This window comes from Pedobacter sp. Leaf41 (genome assembly GCF_001422545.1).
Classification (GTDB): domain Bacteria; phylum Bacteroidota; class Bacteroidia; order Sphingobacteriales; family Sphingobacteriaceae; genus Pedobacter.
The window spans coordinates 13,459-32,682 of record NZ_LMLE01000007.1 but is presented as its reverse complement, the minus strand read 5'-3'; the positions used below and the strand labels follow the sequence as shown (position 1 = coordinate 32,682).

General features: G+C 38.2%; 12 protein-coding genes. 9 read left to right on the top strand and 3 right to left on the bottom strand.

Annotated features, from left to right (window positions below; translation table 11 throughout):
- The first annotated feature begins 298 nt into the window (after positions 1 to 298).
- The gene (locus ASE92_RS10505; RefSeq protein WP_056850068.1) at positions 299 to 2,584 is read left to right on the top strand and encodes a GH92 family glycosyl hydrolase; all 2,286 of its coding nucleotides are present in this window, start codon (positions 299 to 301) and stop codon (positions 2,582 to 2,584) included.
- 388 nt (positions 2,585 to 2,972) lie between these two features.
- Here the strand turns inward: ASE92_RS10505 and ASE92_RS10500 are convergent, their stop codons facing one another.
- Positions 2,973 to 3,209, bottom strand: coding sequence for a hypothetical protein (locus ASE92_RS10500; RefSeq protein WP_157255710.1), 237 nt, complete (start codon positions 3,207 to 3,209; stop codon positions 2,973 to 2,975).
- A 4-nt stretch (positions 3,210 to 3,213) separates the two neighbouring features.
- Between ASE92_RS10500 and ASE92_RS21490 the strand changes: the two genes are divergently transcribed.
- The 8 genes from ASE92_RS21490 to ASE92_RS10460 all read left to right on the top strand — a co-directional run bounded on the left by ASE92_RS21490 (position 3,214) and on the right by ASE92_RS10460 (position 10,595).
- Positions 3,214 to 3,462: a hypothetical protein gene (locus ASE92_RS21490; RefSeq protein WP_056850066.1), complete on the top strand. Its 249-nt coding sequence runs from the start codon at positions 3,214 to 3,216 to the stop codon at positions 3,460 to 3,462.
- Positions 3,422 to 3,913, top strand: coding sequence for a phage tail sheath C-terminal domain-containing protein (locus ASE92_RS10490; RefSeq protein WP_056850065.1), 492 nt, complete (start codon positions 3,422 to 3,424; stop codon positions 3,911 to 3,913). The genes ASE92_RS21490 and ASE92_RS10490 overlap by 41 nt, the downstream gene beginning before the upstream one ends.
- A gap of 421 nt (positions 3,914 to 4,334) precedes the next feature.
- Positions 4,335 to 5,411 carry a glycoside hydrolase family 76 protein gene (locus tag ASE92_RS10485; RefSeq protein WP_082455025.1) on the top strand — a complete coding sequence of 359 codons (1,077 nt, stop codon included), beginning with the start codon at positions 4,335 to 4,337 and terminating at the stop codon, positions 5,409 to 5,411.
- 12 nt (positions 5,412 to 5,423) lie between these two features.
- The gene (locus ASE92_RS10480) at positions 5,424 to 6,848 is read left to right on the top strand and encodes a glycoside hydrolase family 125 protein (RefSeq protein ID WP_056850064.1); all 1,425 of its coding nucleotides are present in this window, start codon (positions 5,424 to 5,426) and stop codon (positions 6,846 to 6,848) included.
- Between the two features lie 157 nt (positions 6,849 to 7,005).
- Positions 7,006 to 8,193 (top strand): GAF domain-containing sensor histidine kinase, encoded by a 1,188-nt coding sequence (locus ASE92_RS10475; protein ID WP_056850063.1) that lies wholly within the window; start codon positions 7,006 to 7,008, stop codon positions 8,191 to 8,193.
- Positions 8,190 to 8,381, top strand: a complete 192-nt coding sequence (locus ASE92_RS10470) for a hypothetical protein (protein ID WP_056850062.1) — start codon at positions 8,190 to 8,192, stop codon at positions 8,379 to 8,381. Before ASE92_RS10475 ends, ASE92_RS10470 begins: the two co-directional genes overlap by 4 nt.
- A gap of 314 nt (positions 8,382 to 8,695) precedes the next feature.
- Complete coding sequence (locus tag ASE92_RS10465; RefSeq protein ID WP_056850061.1) at positions 8,696 to 9,913, top strand: sterol desaturase family protein; 1,218 nt, start codon at positions 8,696 to 8,698, stop codon at positions 9,911 to 9,913.
- The gene (locus ASE92_RS10460) at positions 9,903 to 10,595 is read left to right on the top strand and encodes a lysoplasmalogenase (RefSeq protein WP_056850060.1); all 693 of its coding nucleotides are present in this window, start codon (positions 9,903 to 9,905) and stop codon (positions 10,593 to 10,595) included. The genes ASE92_RS10465 and ASE92_RS10460 overlap by 11 nt, the downstream gene beginning before the upstream one ends.
- A gap of 270 nt (positions 10,596 to 10,865) precedes the next feature.
- On the opposite strand, the gene pbpC is transcribed toward ASE92_RS10460, so the two are convergent.
- Positions 10,866 to 13,238 (bottom strand): penicillin-binding protein 1C, encoded by a 2,373-nt coding sequence (gene pbpC, locus ASE92_RS10455; protein WP_056850059.1) that lies wholly within the window; start codon positions 13,236 to 13,238, stop codon positions 10,866 to 10,868.
- Positions 13,239 to 13,456: 218 nt separating this feature from the next.
- Positions 13,457 to 19,048 carry an alpha-2-macroglobulin gene (locus tag ASE92_RS10450; RefSeq protein ID WP_056850058.1) on the bottom strand — a complete coding sequence of 1,864 codons (5,592 nt, stop codon included), beginning with the start codon at positions 19,046 to 19,048 and terminating at the stop codon, positions 13,457 to 13,459.
- Between the last annotated feature and the right edge of the window lie 176 nt (positions 19,049 to 19,224).

The window sequence follows — 19,224 nt, the reverse complement described above, 5'->3', positions numbered from 1 at the left end:
CATTCTACTTTCCCTAAACAAGGGTTTTGGACGCTCGTTAGCAAACCTGATGTTTAGCAGGCCACTTTGTGTCTAAACCTGATCGTCAGCGGTTCCCGATTTTTCATCGGGATAAACAAAGAGCAGGACTGAAATAAACTAAAAGCACAGAAACATGCTTTCCAAATCGAAAATAGACATCCAGGTCAATTGTATTTTTTCTATTGATTAAACGATTTAGTTTAAGATTTTATGCAGATTAGTTTTTTAATTAATACCTTAGAATCTTCAAAATATAAAGTTTCAATTTTAAACAAATATGATTAAAAAAGTTATCCTGCCTTGTTTGTTATTGTCGTCATTTATGGCCTCGGCACAGCAGAATTTAGTTCAATATGTTAAACCAATTATTGGTACCTCAAAAATGGGACATACGTATCCTGGAGCTACGGTTCCGTTTGGTGCAGTACAGTTAAGTCCGGAAACAGATACGCTATCTTACGAGGTAAATGGTAAATATAATGGCGACGTTTATAAATATTGTGCAGGTTATAAATATGAAGATAAAACGATAACAGGCTTCAGTCATACACATTTTAGCGGTACAGGTCACTCAGATCTAGGTGATTTTTTAATTATGCCTACCCAAGGAAAGCTCCAGTTAAATCCGGGTACGGCCGACAATCCAAAAGGTGGATATCGCTCTGCATATTCTCATGCAAACGAAAAAGCTGAAGCGGGTTATTATAAAGTAAAGTTGGATGACGACAATATCACTGCTGAATTAACAGCGACAAATAGAGTCGGGATGCATCAGTACACCTTTCCGAAATCAGATCAATCGCACATCATTCTCGATTTGATGGCTGGAATTTACAATTATGAGGATAAAACCGTATGGACTTATGTTCGCGTAGTTAACGATACTTTAGTGACCGGTTACCGCCAAACTAATGGTTGGGCAAGAACACGTACCGTTTATTTCGCTATGAGTTTTTCTAAACCTTTTAAAAGCTATGGCCGTAAAAGTTACGATGCTAAACAGGCCTATCGCGGTTTCTGGGGTAAGTTTAACCAGGATCAAAACTTCCCTGAAATTGCTGGTAAAAAGCTAAAAATGTATTTTGATTTTGATACGCAGGAGGGAGAAAAGGTCAAAATTAAGTTTGCGCTATCTCCGGTTAGTCAGGAAAACGCCTTACAAAATATGCGTGCTGAAATCTCAGGATGGGATTTTGATAAAGTAAAAGCGCAGGCACAAACTACCTGGAATAAAGAATTGAACAAAATTCAAGTTAGCACTTCGAACGATAATAAAATTAATTTTTATACTGCACTATATCACTCATTTATTGATCCAACAACTTACACTGACGTAAATGGAGAATATAAAGGTTTGGATCAGGGCATTCATAAAGCAGAAGGTTTTACTAATTATACCACTTTTTCGCTATGGGATACCTACCGGGCTTTGCATCCCTTCTTTAACATTATGCAGCCAAGTAGAAGTAATGATATGGTAAAATCTATGATGGCGCATTATGATCAGAGCAGTTTAAAAATGCTGCCGATTTGGTCGCATTATGCAAACGATAACTGGTGTATGAGTGGCTACCATAGTGTTTCCGTTTTAGCGGATGCAATAATTAAAGGCACCTACAACGGCGATGCAAACAAAGCTTTAGATGCCTGTGTAACAACTGCTAAACACCGAGATTATGAAGGGATTGGTTACTACATGGACAAGGGTTATATTCCTGCTGAGAGGAGCGGCGTATCAGTTTCAAACACTTTAGAATATGCTTATGATGATTGGGCGATTGCACAATTGGCAAAAAAATTAAACCGAATGGACGTTTATAACGAATTTATTAAACGCTCTAATAATTGGAGAAACAACTACGATGCTGCCTCGGGTTTTATGCGTCCACGTTTAGCTGATGGAACTTTTAAAAAGGCATTTGACCCTAAAGACACAGAAGGGCAAGGTTTTATTGAAGGCAACAGTTGGAATTACAGTTTCTTTGTGCCACATGATCCAAGTTCTTTAGTGGAAGTAATGGGCGGAAAAAAGAAATTTGCAGCTCGTTTGGATTCTTTATTTAGCATGCATCTGCCTGATGAGTTTTTCGCTCATACTGAAGATATTACACGTGAAGGCATCATTGGCGGTTACGTTCATGGAAATGAGCCTGCACATCATGTGGCTTACCTGTACAATTGGACGGACGAGGTTTACAAAGGTCAGGCACAAATTCGACACATTTTAAATATGCAATATAAACCTACTGCTGATGGTTTGGGTGGAAATGACGATTGCGGCCAAATGAGCGCCTGGTATATGTTCTCAGCAATGGGTTTTTATCCGGTAGCGCCAGGTTCAGATGTTTATTCGTTAGGAAGTCCGCTAGTTAATAATGCTGTGATTAATTTAGAAAACGGAAAAACCTTTACCGTTGAAGCAATTAAGCAAAGCGATAAAAATGTATACGTTCAAAAAGTAATGTTGAATGGTACGGAAATTACAAACCATCAAATAAAGCATACTGACATTACCAATGGTGGAAAGCTAACTTTTTATATGAGCGCTAAACCAAAGAAATAAAATTCAAAATCATATTTATTGTTGTTTAAACCGCTGGCTAGGGCCAGCGGTTTTTTTGTGGGGTTAAACGCCCGAACGATCAATTGGCTGCGTAAGAATATTTTGCGATAATCTATCACTTACAGATCTAGAGAAACCCTATTAATTTTAAAATAACCAATAACATTCGATCAAGAATGAAACACCCAATGAGACTAATCATTTATAATTGATGGAATTCTCTAAGTAAACGAAGATTTTGATTCATAATTTTAAATAATTGTAAATATATTTCATTATTTTCACGGATAAGTTTATGGTAATCATTTGATTAGAAGTATAATCTTAAATGAATTTGCTTATGATCAACACTGCTCTAGATTTCATTTCGAAACAAATTAGTGGGTATCTAAACAATCTTTTTGTAACAGTAAAAAAAGAGTATATTATTATTTCGAGTCTGGTTTACAACGTTTAAGTTTGGAGGAATTGATGGTATCCCTTTAGGAAGCGGGGAGGTATCTGCCGAATCACTTAGGGCAGCTATTGCTGCTAACCCCGATCTTTCTGCTCTGGTAGTTGCAGCTGTAGAGGGCACTATTGCTACCCTAACCGCAGTTACTGAAGGAAATGAAGGCAATACCATCACCATGGTTTATGACCCCAAAGAAAAAATACCCGCTGTTACTTTGAGTGGGCCAGCTTTAACCGGCGGTTTTGACAGCATAGATTTCACCTTATTTCACCAAATTAAGGCTGCATTAAATGCATATACCGTTCCACTCTATCCATCAGGAATGGTGGCTGGAGTAATGGCCAGGATAGATAACAACAGAGGTGTTTGGAAAGCTCCGGCAAATGAAAGCATCAGAACAGTTGATAAACCTAGTTACAATTAGTGATGAGGAACAAGATTATCTCAATGTCGATCCGACCGGAGGAAAAAGTATAAATGCCATTAGAAAATTTGATGGTAAAGGCACTTTGGTCTGGGGTGCAAGAACTTTAGCTGGAAATGATAATGAATGGCGATACGTTCCTATTCGGAGATTATTTATTATGGTGGAGGAATCAATCAAGAAAGGAACCGAGTTTGTAGTATTCGAACCAAATGATGCCAATACCTGGATTCGGGTAAAAGCCATTTGCGAGAACTTTTTAAATCAATTATGGCGTCAGGGTGCACTTGCAGGGGCGAAACCAGAACATGCCTATTTCGTAAATATAGGTTTGGGCGTGACATCCCTAGATATTTTAGAGGGAAGATTAATTATTGAAATCGGTTTGGCTGCGGTTCGGCCGGCCGAGTTTATTATTTTGAAATTCTCTCATTTATTAGCAAAATCTTAAAATAACGAAACCAAATATAAAACTTTGGTGATGAACATGGAGAACCAATGAAACACCTGACATAACCTTTCTCAAATTAGATCAATCCCTAATTTTCATCAAGTGTTTATGGTCAACTTTACAAAAGGCTCAAGATCTGTCCATTTTTCTTTTATACCCATTCAAATTTCGTTGGGTTTAATAGAACTATCCCGTCACAACAAAATTAAAATTTCATATTATGGAAATTTATCACTTATAAGAAAATCGATTTAGGAACGGTTTAATTGGCTTTTTTATTTTGATGTTATAGAAATTATACTAATATTTGTTTTTAGTGCTAACCAAATACTACATAGCTTATTATTAAACGATGGAATTAATTATTAAGTGAAAATTAATTAACACTGAAAAATTAGCCTGCTTAAAAACCGCCATTTTAATGAGATACATCTTTAGACTATTCTTTTTAACACTCATTGCACTTTTTTATGTTGCCTCAAGTTATGCGCAACATCAAACAGAAAAGTATTTGAAGAGGGTAGATATTATCGAAAATAACATTGACAGATATTTTTTAGTAAAAGACAAAGGCTTGTATTTGGAAAACATTGGGAAGCACGAGAAACCGTATTCCTATTTGTGGCCTTTGTGTGCTTTAATCCAGGCGGCAAACGAAAGTGAGGCCCTTGGAAGTAAGCAAGCAATGAAGCCTGTAATTTCTGCGATAGACCGATATTATACCACAGCATCGCCCTCGCCATCCTATCAATCGTATATTAGTAAAAGTTCACGCTTTTACGATGACAACCAATGGATTGCAATCGCATATCTGGACGCATACAGTCGGACAAGAGATTCGATTTATTTAACAAAGGCCAAAGAGATTTACCAATGGCTTTTAACCGGTTACGATGAAGAACTTGGTGGAGGATTATATTGGAAAGAGGATGAAAAAACATCAAAGAATACCTGTTCAAACGGGCCGAATGTTTTGGTTTCACTACAATTATACAAAGTCACTAAACAGAAGAAGTATCTGGATACCGCAATGCTTGTTTATAATTGGACAAATAAAGTGCTTCGATCTCCAGAAGGCATATTTTACGACGCAATCAGCATAAAAAATTCAAAAATAGACTCGGCAACATACACCTATAATACTGGTACAATGTTGCAAGCCAATGTTATCCTGTATCAAATTACAAAAGATAAAAAGTATTTAGATGAGGCGAAGTTTATTGCCGGTAATGCCCAAAAACATTTTTACAGCAATAATAAACTTGGCGATCATTATTGGTTCAACGTTGTTTTAATGCGTGGTTATCTCGAATTGTTCGAGGTTGAAAAAGATCCTCTTCGACTATCCTTTCTAATTAATGAAGGCGAGCGAATTTGGGTGGAAGAACGAGATGACAACGATCTCTTAGGAAAACAGAAAAACAAATCGCTAATTATGCAAGCGTCAATGCTGGAATATTATGCCCGGTTAGCGCAACTTAAATTAACCAAATTATAATAAACATCGATAATGAAAAGACGAACATTTATACAAAATACCGGTTTATTAGGCGCTGGGGTTTTGGCATCAAAATTTTCTCTGGCGGCAGATCTTGTACCCGAGTTTCCAGTAGTAAGGGTTGCGGCGGGGAAGAGACATTTTCAAAGCAAAGCAGTAGATGCTGCTATCAAAACATTCCAATCGAATGTTAAGAATCCAGAGTTAACCTGGCTCTTCGAAAATTGTTTTCCAAATACTTTGGACACTACTGTTTATTACGAGGAAAAAAAAGGCAGACCCGATACTTATGTAATCACTGGTGATATTGATGCGATGTGGCTTCGCGATAGCTCTGCGCAAGTTTGGCCGTACCTTCAATTTATTAATGAAGATGAGCCACTAAAAAAAGTTATAGCTGGGGTAATTATCCACCAAACTCAATGTGTGTTAAAAGATCCTTATGCCAATGCTTTTTATGGCGATCCAAATAAGGTAGGTGAGTGGAAAACTGATAAAACTGCTATGCAGGCTGGTGTGCATGAGCGTAAGTGGGAGATCGATTCTTTATGTTATCCAATTCGTTTAGCTTATCATTACTGGAAAAAAACCGGTGATAAAACTCCATTCGATGCCGATTGGAAAAAAGGCATTGAAGCCACCTTAAAAACTTTCAAAGAGCAGCAACGCAAAGCTGATAAAGGACCTTATCACTTTCAACGCGAAACCACTCAACCGACAGATTCATTGCCAATGGCAGGTTACGGTTTCCCGGTAAATCCTGTTGGCTTAATTTGTTCGGCTTTCCGTCCGAGTGATGATGCAACTATTTTCCCATTTTTGGTTCCATCCAACTTTTTTGCGGTATCAAGTTTAAAACAAGCTGCAGAAATGATCAAGGCATTACAGCCTGATAAAACATTAGAAAGCAACCTGTTAAATCTTTCAAGTGAAGTGAGTGCTGCGCTTCAAAAACATGCCATTATCAATCATCCAAAATATGGCAAAATTTACGCCTTCGAGGTTGATGGTTTCGGAAGTGCCTATTTAATGGATGATTCTAACGTGCCAAGCTTACTTAGTTTACCTTATTTAGGTGCCATGAGTGTTGATGACCCTATTTACAAGAACACCCGAAAATTTGCACTCTCAAAAGATAATCCATACTTTTTTAAAGGCACCGCTGCGGAAGGTATTGGCGGTCCTCACGCTGGTCAAGATATGATTTGGCCAATGAGTATCACCATGAGGGCTTTAACTTCAAAAGACGATACAGAAATTAAATATTGTATCGATACGCTTCTTAAAACTCATGCAGGAAAAGGTTTTATGCATGAATCGTTTAACAAAGATAATCCGGCAAACTTTACTCGTGCCTGGTTTGCATGGTCAAACACGCTATTCGGCGAGCTATTATGGAAAACTTACCACGAACGACCGAACTTGTTAAAAGCATAATATTTGGCTGCCCTATTGTTTTAATTCGGCAGCCAAATATATATTTAGGTTTTGAGAGCTGATCGGGTATCTTATGTAAAACGAATGTTATAAAAGTAAGCGGCTTTTCTTCCCGAATTTATTTTTGTAAATTGTGCAACATTATCCCTATTAACACTTGCAAACAAATAACAATAACATTCTTGCTGATATAGAATCAATTGGCAAAATTCCTGCAGTAGCAAACATATTAGAAATAGTTTGCAATGCTACAGGCATGGGTTTTTCTGCAGTTGCCAGAGTAACCTCAGACAAATGGGTGGTTTGTGCCGTTAATGACAAAATAAATTTTGGGTTGTTTCCTGGCGGGGAATTAGATTTAAAAACCACAATTTGTAATGAAATCAGGCAACATCATGATCCGGTAATTATCGATCATGTTTCCGAAGATGAGCAGTTTGCTAACCATCATACGTCAAAAATGTACGGCTTTCAAAGTTATATCTCTGTTCCAATCGTAAGAAAAGATGGTGATTTCTTCGGTACACTTTGCGCCATCGATCCTAAACCAGCAAAACTTAACAACCCTACTATAATAGGGATGTTCAAGATGTTTGCTGATTTGATTGCCTTTCATTTAGATACGATGGATCAATTGGCGGCATCAGAAGAGCTTCTAAAAATTGAGAAGGAAACCGCTGAAGTTAGAGAACAGTTTATAGCCATTTTAGGTCACGATCTACGCAATCCATTAAATGCAATTTCTAATAGTGCGCAACTGTTGGCCCGTATCAATCACGAAGACCGAACGCAAAAGTTGGTTAACATCATTAAAGATTCTTCATTCCGGATGAATGGCTTGATTGAAAATATGCTCGATTTTGCAAGCGGCAGATTGGGAGGCGGGATTAACATTTCTCCAACTCCTGATGAAGATTTAGAAAAGATTTTGTACCAGGTTATCGAAGAGATTCACGCCATATCTCCAGATAAAAAAATGAAACTGAACTTTGATATTGCACATCCGATTCATGCCGATGGAAAGCGGATTGCGCAACTGTTTTCTAATTTGTTGGGCAATGCCTTAGCTTATAGTTTAGAAGATTCTACTATCGATATCTCGGCGGTAACCAATGAAAGTCAGTTTACACTTTGCGTAGCTAATCCCGGTAAAAAAATACCTGAGGCTGCAATGGAAAGGTTATTTCAACCATTTTCGAGGGGAGAGGTAGAGCCAAACCAAAAAGGACTTGGTTTAGGTTTGTACATTTCTTCTGAAATTGCAAAAGCACACGGTGGATCACTTGAGGTTACCTCTAACGAAGATAATACTTGTTTTACGCTTATTCTACCGACTTTAAAATGATTGTAAACGATGATCTTCCTACATCAACACTGTTAGAACTCAAATTAGGACAATACATTGAAAATGCAGATGCATCTGGTAAAATTGCGAAAATAGAAATTCAGGAAACTGATGAGTTCTTACAGTTTTTATTTGGATTGGATAACCAAAAGCAAATTGTAGTGAGAAAGCTAAAACAGGTTTGTTGATTAAATCCCGTAGCCGAAGATTAAATTACTTATTACAATTTGATAGGTAACAATAGCAAACTGTAAGTCCAACAGGCAATTATGCCGATAATTCATCTTATTTGCGAGTTCCATCCAGCTACTTCAAAAAGCTTCCTCTTCAAGCATTGTAATTCTAATACAAATTGGTGGCGATAGTATTTTTAAACTTCATCGTATTTGATTTTTTGATGAAGTTCCAGCACAAAAGCATCTCATATTCTGATCGATATAATTTAACTAATCGCAAATATTTTTTAAATTGTAAAATAATATCCTAACCAAATATTTTATTTATGAAAGTAGATTACATCGCTTTATCTGTTCCTGTATTTTTTATTCTGATTGGGATAGAGCTTGCTTATAACTTTTATAAAAAGTTGAATTTTTACAGGCTAAACGATAGCATCTCGAACTTAAGTCAGGGGATAGGGCAGCAGCTTACGGGTATTTTCATGAAAACGGCCTTGTTTTTTGGTTATAAATATATTTTTGAAAATTGGCGCTTGTTTGACCTACCGAAAACCATTTGGATTTGGATTATACTTTTCATAGGTGTTGATTTTTTCTATTACTGGTTTCATCGGATGAGCCATCAGGTAAATGCACTTTGGGCAGCACACATTGTTCACCATCAATCAGAGGAATATAACTTGACGGTAGCGCTTAGACAAAGCTGGTTTCAAGGTTGGTTTAGCTGGGTTTTTTATTTGCCTTTAGCCTTTGCAGGTTTCGACCCAATTATGTTTTTAACATTAAGCTCGTTCAATACGTTGTACCAATTCTGGATTCATACAAGAGCGATCAAATCAATGGGTTTTCTAGAATATATCCTAAACACGCCGTCGCATCATCGTGTTCATCATGGCTCCAACCCAAAATACATCGATAAAAATCACGCAGGTACGCTCATTATTTGGGATAAGCTTTTTGGCACGTTTCAAAAGGAAGAAGAGGAAGTTTACTACGGAATCACTAAACCTTTGGCCAGCTGGAATCCCTTTTGGGCAAACCTCCATTATTGGGACGATTTAGTTAAAACTGCTCGGCAATCACCAAAAATAAGCGATAGGATCAAGGTTTTTATCAAGCCTCCGGGATGGTTTCCTGATCATTTGGGCGGTTTTCAAAATGCGCCTGAAATAGATGCAACAAGCTACAAAAAGTATAATCCCGAATTTCAGTCAAAGCTCACGGGATATGTTTTAGGACAGTTCCTAATAGCCTTGACTGCTGGATCAGTAACATTGTTTTCTTATACCAAATTGGATACGATATCACTCGTTTCAGGTGCTGTTTTCACACTTTGTACATTAACAGCTTGCGGTGCTTTGTTAGAGCAGAAACAATGGTTAGTAAAATTTGAATATTTTAGATTAGCACTCGGTTTTCTCTTGGTGATAATTTTAAAATTTCCAATAGGCTATCAAGTAATATTTGCAGGCATACAGTTAATATCCGTAATTTGGTTCTTCAATTTGCAACAGGCAAACCGTAATACTGATGAAAACTAAGTTATTCTCTTTTATTTTTGCAATCGTATTTATTATTCAGCTTTATGCAGAAACAGTTGGCAATATCCAATTGCGTAACTTCTCCAAACCGCTAATTGTTATTACTCTTCTGGCATGGCTTTACTTAAGCACAAATCTTAAAGGCAGGTTCCATAAACGTATTTTTACAGGTTTGATTTTTGCCCTAGCAGGAGATATATTTTTAATGCAGCAAACAGGTCGATCTGGTTTTTTTATATACGGATTAATCGCTTTTTTACTTTGCCACATTTTTTATATCAGGGCATTCATTCTAGATCATAAATCAAACCCTAGCCTAAAAAATGGATTTTTTTTATGGGTTGTAGGTGCTTTGATCATTTTTTGTGTGGGCTTGTTTTTCTACCTACAACCTTTCCTTGGCGCCATGCAATTTGCCGTTTTATTTTACGCCATTATGATCACTTTCATGGCGATAATGGCAGTAAACCGATACGGTAAAGTAAATATCTTTAGTTACAAATTGATTGTTTACGGAGCCTTGTTTTTCCTGCTTTCAGATAGTGCGCTGGCCGTAAATAAATTCGCACAGCCCATTCCACAGGCAGGCGTTTTGATTATGGCAACTTATATGATTGCTCAATATTTAATTGTCTACGGAACAGTAGAAAGGAAGTTAGTGGTGACGAAGACGGAAATTTAAGAAATGCTTTTAGTTTTTGGAAAGCAGTGTTCCGCAATTATCGGTTACAGCAGTCCCGCTATCCTTTCTCCCGATGAAAAATCGGGATTCATTTTATCGGGTTTATTAAACTCAAGAAATTGCAAAAAAAATACCTCTTCATAGCCAACAAGCAACCGTTGACTGAAGTCGACTGCAATGAATAGTAAAATGACAAAAAATAGCGGTAAATCTGTGCTTATCTATGAAAATCTGCGGTTTAATTTCTTAATTTTGATCTTTAAACTTTCTCTACTTTTTCTCCTTATCCAAGACAGTAAAAACCTGTACTAATCTTTCTCCATTTTCATCAACTAAAGTTAAGCTGTGTTTGCCTGGTGCCGGACTAATAGCCAATTGATGGTAATTGCTGGTAGTGGCTACATATTCATTGTCGATATGCCAATATATCTTGGAATTCTGATTCCGATGTGCAGCATTTAATACGATTTTACCTCTGGTTCCATCGAGTTCTAAAGGAATATAAACAACTGCACCGTTTTTAGGATAAATCAATTCCATTACATTATTACCGCCGTTGTTCTCGCAGCCGACCATAAATGCCGGTAAGCTTTTGTAATCGCTATTTTTAATTTTATAATAATATTCCATCGCCGGCGGTAAAATAAACCAGCTTTTGTGTTGCATATTGGTTACGCTTTCGCACTGGTCGGTTACCCGGTAAGTTCCAGTTCTATCTAGGTGAACCAGTTTGTGAAAAGGGCAGGCTGCTGTTTTCTCGCCAGAAGCTGGGATCCATTCATTCACAACTTCAGGGCAATTTTCTCCTGCCTTGTAACCGCTCTGTTTGCAGACTTTAGTTTTTCGAAGTTTTGTAGTTGGGGTTTCAAACCATTTTCCATTGGGTAGCAACCTGAAAATATCGAACAAAACCGGTGCAGCTGCCTCAATACCAACCAAACCTGGGCGACCCTCACCATCGGCATTGCCCACCCACACACAAACAACATAATTCGGTGTCAGGCCAACCGCCCAGGCATCACGAAAACCAAAACTTGTTCCCGTTTTCCACGCCACTCTTTGAGAGGATGAAAATTGCTCCCATAACCCTTCATCACCAGGGCGCATTACTTCTTCCATAGCATTAAAAGTGGCCCAAATAGCACCGTGGTCTAAAAATGAATTGCGTTGATAATCTTTTTCCTCCTTTTTATCTGAAGCAAAATAAGTAGCTTGATTATAATCGTTTGGATTATACAAACCTTTATAAGTGTTGAAGTGGTTCAACGTACGAACCATGCCCATGTAAGTATTGGCTAAATCCCACATCGTCACTTCGCTGCCGCCTAAAATTAACGATAAACCGTAATGGTCGGCAGGTTGATTTAAGGTGCTGATTCCTAGCTTTTTTAGCTTATCATAAAAACGTTCATACTTATATTGCTGCAACATTTTTACCGCTGGAATGTTCAGGGAGCGGCTCAATGCTTTATCAGCTGAGATTGCGCCATCGTATCCTAGATCATAGTTTTGGGGAGAATATCCGGCTATCTGAGTCGGGATATCAGGGACCAAAGTGTGAGGCAAGATAAACCCGTCGTTGAGCATGCTTGCATAAAGGAGTGGCTTCAATGTACTGCCCGGACTGCGTGGTGCTTTAATCATGTCTACATGACTCTCTAAATCGGCATTTTCAGGTTGGTAAATATTTCCAACATAACTAACCACATGCCCGGTTTTTGCATCCAGCACCAACGCAGAGATATTGTTAATGTCGTTTGCTCTATATCGGTTATTGTATCGCTTTAAAATTGAATTGATTTTCAGTTGAATATCTTCGTTCAGTGTCGATCTAATTTTGGTAGAACTTATCTCAAGACTTGCTCTTTCTGCTTTAAACCGGTTAAGTAAATGGGGTGCGTTTTGAGGTAAGGGGAGCGGTTTGCCAGGAACAGGTTCGAGTTTAGATAGGTTCGCAGTAGCTTGGTCTATGTATTTAAGCCTAGCTAATTTATCAAGCAAATCGTTTCGTTTTTTTATTAAACGGGCAGAATTTTTGCCTGGATGAACCAGTGACGGACTATTTGGAAGAACAGCCAGAGTGGCCATTTCGCCCCAGGAAAGTGTCTTAGCGTCACGGCCGTAATAGCGCCAGCTTGCGGCTTCCAATCCGACAACATTACTGCCAAAGGGTGCATTGGCCGCATAAAGATTAATGATTTCTTCCTTTGAATACTTTAATTCTAAGCGTAAAGCCAAAATCACTTCTAATAACTTTTGCCAAATCGTTCGGTCTTGCTGTCGCGATAATCGAATTACTTGCATGGTTAGCGTACTGCCTCCGCTCACTACGCTTTTGGCTTTAAAGTTCTGTCGCATAGCTCTGCTCATCGCTAAGAAGTCAATGCCAAAATGATTGTAAAACCGCTTATCTTCAAAAGCAATAATGCAGGTTTTAAATTTTACTGCAACCGAATCAGCTACGGGGAAACGCCACTGACCATCGCTTGCAATCGCCGCACTAAGCAAATTTCCATTGTTGGCTTCAATAACAAAAGAGGTGGGAGATTTAAAGAGTTTTGAAGGTAAAGAAAAAAGAAAAACCAAAAGCATGACGAAACAAGCGATATCGGCGACTAAAAATGCTTTTGGGATTTTGTTCATTGGTTTTGAAAACCTGTTTTGTGTTTTATTTAAACTGATTAATCATTATCCGTTAGCTTTAGGATTTGTTCGTGACTCTCAATGACGTGTAGAGAAGTCGTCATTTCGAGGCACGAAGCAATCTTACAGCTCAAGTATATTATTAGATAAACTTTGATTTATTAACTTGCAAAGTTCGCCCAGCTAATTGTCTTTCAAAACTTTGCAAGTCAGTTTTCTTATTTCATCACTTGTACCCATTTCCCAGCTTGTGTTGCTGAAATATCGTTGTTGTACATCGCCTCACATTGAACTGCTGATAGATAATATTTTCCAACATAAGATGCGTTAAGCAGTACTTTGTACACCAGGCTTTCATTTTCTCTGATATTGAAGTAGGTGAAAACCCGATCATCACGAATATCTTGATAAGTAAATGGAGATGAAGCCAAAATACTTTGATTATCGTTAACACGGGTATTAATAATTTCCCAACCCGAAGGGAAGATTTGGGTTAACGCCATTTGTTCGTAATAGCCCATTCTTCCTGGATTTTTTACGGTTACTTCAGCATAAAAATCGGTTCCCTGTTTTAACGTTGTCGGATCTAAAGTTGTTCCGTTCAAACGTTTGTAGCTTACGTTCATATCCAAAACTTCAGGTCTGTTTGGTAAAAAGTTGTTCTGACCTGCAACAGGTTGTCCTTCTAAAACTAAACGAACAAACAATACGTTATTGCCATTATTGGTGATCGAAGCTGTACTGCCTTTGAAGCTAACTGGAGTGCTATTCAGATATTGATTTGAATTGACAGGAGCTGATTTTCCATCTAATACGTATTGGTATTGTAGTTTATTTGATGACTGATTAGAACCGCAGAACTTACCAATAGCCAATAAACTATAGGCAGTTGTTTGCGTACTGTACCAGGTATTTTCACCCAGTTTGGCAGCCAATGGTTGAAGTAAACTGGCCGCTTTTGCTTTTTGGCCAAGCAATGTAAGAGTCTCCAAAATCATTGCCTGATCGCGAACGTCAGAACCATAGGTGCCTCCCAACTGTTTGTAAGGCTGAATTGAAGTGTCTAATCCACTAATCATATTTGAGGCAACATTGCCTTGTCCGGCCAATTTGTAAGCCGCTGCTAATCGCCATTTTGCGGCCACTGATAAATATTCGAATGCTTTCAAACGGTTCATTGCAGCCATTTCTGGTTTTTTTGCCAGTGCAAGCATGTATAAACGATATGCCTGAGATAAATCTCCACCGAAAAAATTGTTGCTGTTAGGAGCCCAATTAGCAGCCTTGGTTTTTTGATAACGTAAAAGTTCATCCAGTAAACCAACTGGTAATGTATAGCCAGCATTTTGCGCTTCCACTAAAAAATGGCCAGCATAGTTAGTTCCCCATTCATCAGAACTGCCTTCGCCGGGCCAGTAAGATAAGCCTCCATCAGTAGTTTGGAAACCTTTCAATCGGGTAATTCCAGCCTTGATGTTTTTCTCTGTTTTGGCTTTTTGCTGTTCATTTAAAGGACTTAATCTATCCAGATACAATTGAGGGAAAATACCCGAAGTAGTTTGCTCGATACATCCGTGAGGATATTGGATTAAGTAACCCAATCGCTTGCCTAAATTAATAGCTGGAATTGAAGAAACCTCCAGTGAACCCGAATTGGTACCTGCCATCCCGATAGGTTGATAGTTTATGGCCCATTTGGTATGCGGTTGAACGGTAGCCGAAACCACATTGGTGATATAAGGATTAGGATTTCTGATGTCCATCTCTACATCGTAGTCCGTTTTTTCGTTGCCACTTTGAGCGGTCACTTTCACTTTTGCTATCCCCACTTTATCTGGTGCTTTAACTTCAAAATAAGCCATTTGTTCACCAGTTTTTTGATAGTAGAGTTGTTGTTTATTAGCTCCTTGAACAATTAAATTACTCGCTTGAAGTTGAACAGAAACGTTTTTCAAGTTGTTTTCAGTTGCAAAAACAGTAACCGGTAACGTAAAGGTTTCACCTGGACCAATAACCCGCGGTAGGGTAGCTAAAACCATTAAAGGCTTTTTAACCTGAACAGATTTTTCTGCAAAACCATAGGCGGCATCTTGTCCGGCAACTACCATCGCTCTTACGGCACCAATGTATTGTGGTAATTTGAATTTATGCGTTTTGCTTTCGCCTTTACCAATCGTATACGGGCCCATAAATTTCACCACTGCTTTAAATCGATTTGCCTTTGCAGGGTTTAGATTTTTATTGATGCTTCCATCGCCACCGATACTTAATATGCGTTCCAGATTTCCACCCCAAGCACCCAACACATAATCAAATAAATCCCATGTTTTAACACCTAAACCTTCGCGGGCATAAAATGCACCATGTGGGTCTGGAGTTTTAAAACGTGTTAAATCCAACAGGCCTTCATCAACCAAAGCAATAGTATAGGTCATGGCTTTGCCGTTTTGCTCACCAACGGTAATGGTATTTTCGGTTTCAGGCTTAATTTTATCCAACATTTTAATTGTTGGTTTCAAAATTGTTTGTGGGTCTTCAACAGAAATAGGTATTGCACCGTACATTCTGATTGGTAGATCGTTTACCGTTTGCGCATGAGGCTGTAACAAAGTAATGTTCGCAAAAACATTTGGCGCCATTTCTTTTTCTGCCTTAAATTTATATTGAGTTTGGCCGGCTTTGGTATCAATCCAAAACGTTTTTAAAACGCGACTTCCATTCTCGATAGAAATCAGTGCCCTGCCATCTTTTGCGGTTGGAATAGTTAAAGTAATGTCTTCGCCAACGGTAAATTTTTCTTTGTTAGCTGTAAACGATAACATTGATGCCTCGGTCGGATTTGCACTTTGTTCACGCTGTGCCCATCCCGGCCAATCTACATAAACTGATTTTCCGGTTACGTGACCACCATTTTCATCCCGAACGAGAATCAAATAACGACCCCATTCTGGTTCATCAATTCGTAAATTCCAGCTGCCTTTTCCGTTCGATAAATTCACCTGGTGCGTTTCGACCAACTTATTGTATTGGTTTTGAGTAAAATTTGAATAGGTGTATTGGTTATCTTGTTCCCACCACCAACGCCATTGCGTTTTATACAATTCTATTTGAACAGTTTTACTTCCAGCCAATAATTTTCCATCAGTATTTACATTTACGATTTCAATTTTATGGTCTTTTCCTGTAACCAGCATACCGCTTAGCTTATCGCCTTTTTCCGGACGGACACCTAGATAGCTCTTATAAACATGGTAAGGAATGCTGAAGTTATCGATACTGAAGTTACCACCTGGCTCAAAAACTTTCGTAGTAAAGTTGGCTCTTAAAACCCCCGGAGCAGTATTGTTTTCATTTAAATTGGTGTTGATTTGGGCACTTCCAGCTCCATTTAAAGAACCCTCGAAAATAGTTTTTACCTGAGATTCGAAATTAATGGTAGGATTATCAAAACTAAAACCTTCAAAACCTTTAAACTTGGTCTCGGTAGTATTTAAGTTAACATCAACCTTAGCTTTTAAATTTTGCGCCGGAGAACCGAAAAGCCATTTAGCCGTTAAGGTTGCCGCAGATGTACCAGAACTCAAATAAGTTCTGTTGCCTACATTAAAATCAATTTTTAAACGGTTGGGCATTACCGTTTCAATCTTAAGCGTTTTAGTAAATGTAGCGCCGCCTGCTTTTACTTTTGCCATCCAGTTTCCGGTAGGGGCGGTGTTTTCGGTCGCAGTTTTGAAGCTGTAAAATCCATTTAACGGTTTGCCGTTAATCAACCGTTTATATAACTGCCCTTTCGGGTTATAGAACTCCATGGTAACTGGATAGTTGGCAGGTAATTTTTTCTGCTTGTCTTCCAAAATAAATGATACAAACAAACTATCGCCCGGACGCCAAACGCCGCGTTCTCCATAAATAAATCCTTTCAAACCACTTTGAACAACGTCACCACCCACATCAAAGCGACTCAATGGCAATGAACTTCCATCGTCTAATTTTAAATAGCCACGTTCCGAGCCATTTTTTGCAATTAAAAGAAATGGTTGTCGTTTCAAATCGAATCTGGCAAAACCATCACCATCTGTTTTGGTGGTAAAAATAATTTGCTTTTGATAATCCATTAATTCAAGATCGACACCGCTTAAAGGCTTTGCTGTTAATAAGTCAGTCGCTACGATGAGCATGCTATTGTCATTTCCACGTTTCGCAACCAAACCAATGTTCGATGCAATTAAATTTCTGCTGGCCCAACGTTGAGTGGTATAAAATGAAGAGGTACATGGATTATCCTTATCAGCCCAACGATAATTTTGTGGGTAATAATTGTTATAACGCATCCAAAAATCGTCATCTTCGTCAATTTTCTCCCCGTAACTATCACCATCTCCATATTCTTCTTCGCCGTCTCCATCGCCTGCCGTTTCTTCACCGGCTTTACAGTTATAGGCATTATATTCTCGGCGAAAAGCAATGGTAACCCGATACATAGCACCCTGTTCAGTACGAATCATCTTATCCAAATCTAAGGTGAAACGATTTTTCTTATGAAGGTTTAAAGATTTATCCTCATCTAAACGAACTGTTTTTTGAAGGATTGGCTTAGCTACCCGACGGAGTTCATTACCATCTTTATAACTATTGGTTTGGAAAAATTGAGGGATATTATTTTCGTATATTTTGATTACCGTTACATCTACAGCTTTTAAATTGATGGCCTCAAAAGGCAAAACCAACTTACCTGAATTTGGCAGGATTGTTCCTCCACCGGCTATTGTTACCGAAGGAATTTTATCCTCGAAAACCAGATTTGCTGTTTTTCCACCGGTTAACGTTTTGCCATTAATATTTTCTACGCCATTGTTCACGTTGAAAGTATAATCGCCTTTCAGCTCTTCAGCGGCATAAACTTTAACCTGGCTGGCATCTATGGTGTAACGCAAATCGCTCAGGTTACCAAGTGAAATCAATCCGGTTAAATCTTGCCCTACACCAATCGGCTCCGAAAATTGCACCAAAGCGTAATCTTCTTCACCTTGGATAGCTTTCATATCCAAAATTTCGAACTTGTTTAAAGAAGGAATTCTGATTTCTTCTTCACCTTTTTGGTCAGCATTAATGGCATCTCCATCCCATTCAATTTTCAAAGTTTGATCGGATGCCTTTTTCTTGATGCTATCTATAGTGAATTTCGAAATGTTCTTCGCAGGGTCGTGTTGCCATTTTACTTTTAATTTTTGATCGAAATCCAGCTCAATGATCTTTTCAATCTTCGAAATTTCTTCAGCATCTGCGGTTGCTACTTCTCCGGTTAACTTCATATAATCCATAGAAGTATTATTTTGAGAAACCAAACCATTTTGCGAGAGTATCACGCCAGGTGTAATCACCTTAAACTCAAAATCGAAATCTTCCAAACCTTTTTCGGTGGCAGAAACTTCAGAGAGTCTAAAAGTCGCTTCATATTCTTTGCCTGGTTTCATGGGTTCATCTGGACGGAATTCTACAGTTTGCGGATCTATCCAATAGGTTTTCCCAGAGATGGAAGGCGAAAAATCGAATAAATCTCTTGAATCAGCCTTGCCTAAATCTTGCATACCAGTGGCAGCATTGGCTAGATGAACCCGAATAAAACTCTTTTTTGAGATGGTACCTGATGTATAAGCCTCAATGTATTTTGCATAAGCCTGGTTCTCTTCATTTGTTTTTTTCTTGCGACCGAAATAAATAAAAAGAATTGCGGCAATTGAAATCACCAGTAATCCTATAAAAATAAATTTCTTTTTTGAGGATGATTGATAGGTAGAGGGCTGTTCCATTTTCTGAATGCTGATTAGATGTGATTCAAAATAAACTAAAATTCCCGTTAAACTGAATTTTGTTGAAAATTAGGGTCTTGTTGGGATTTAGCTACTTAAAATTTGTATATCCATAAAGCTATTCTTTTTTAATTATAGATTTTTTCCAGATGTATATTTGTAGAAACTTCTTTATT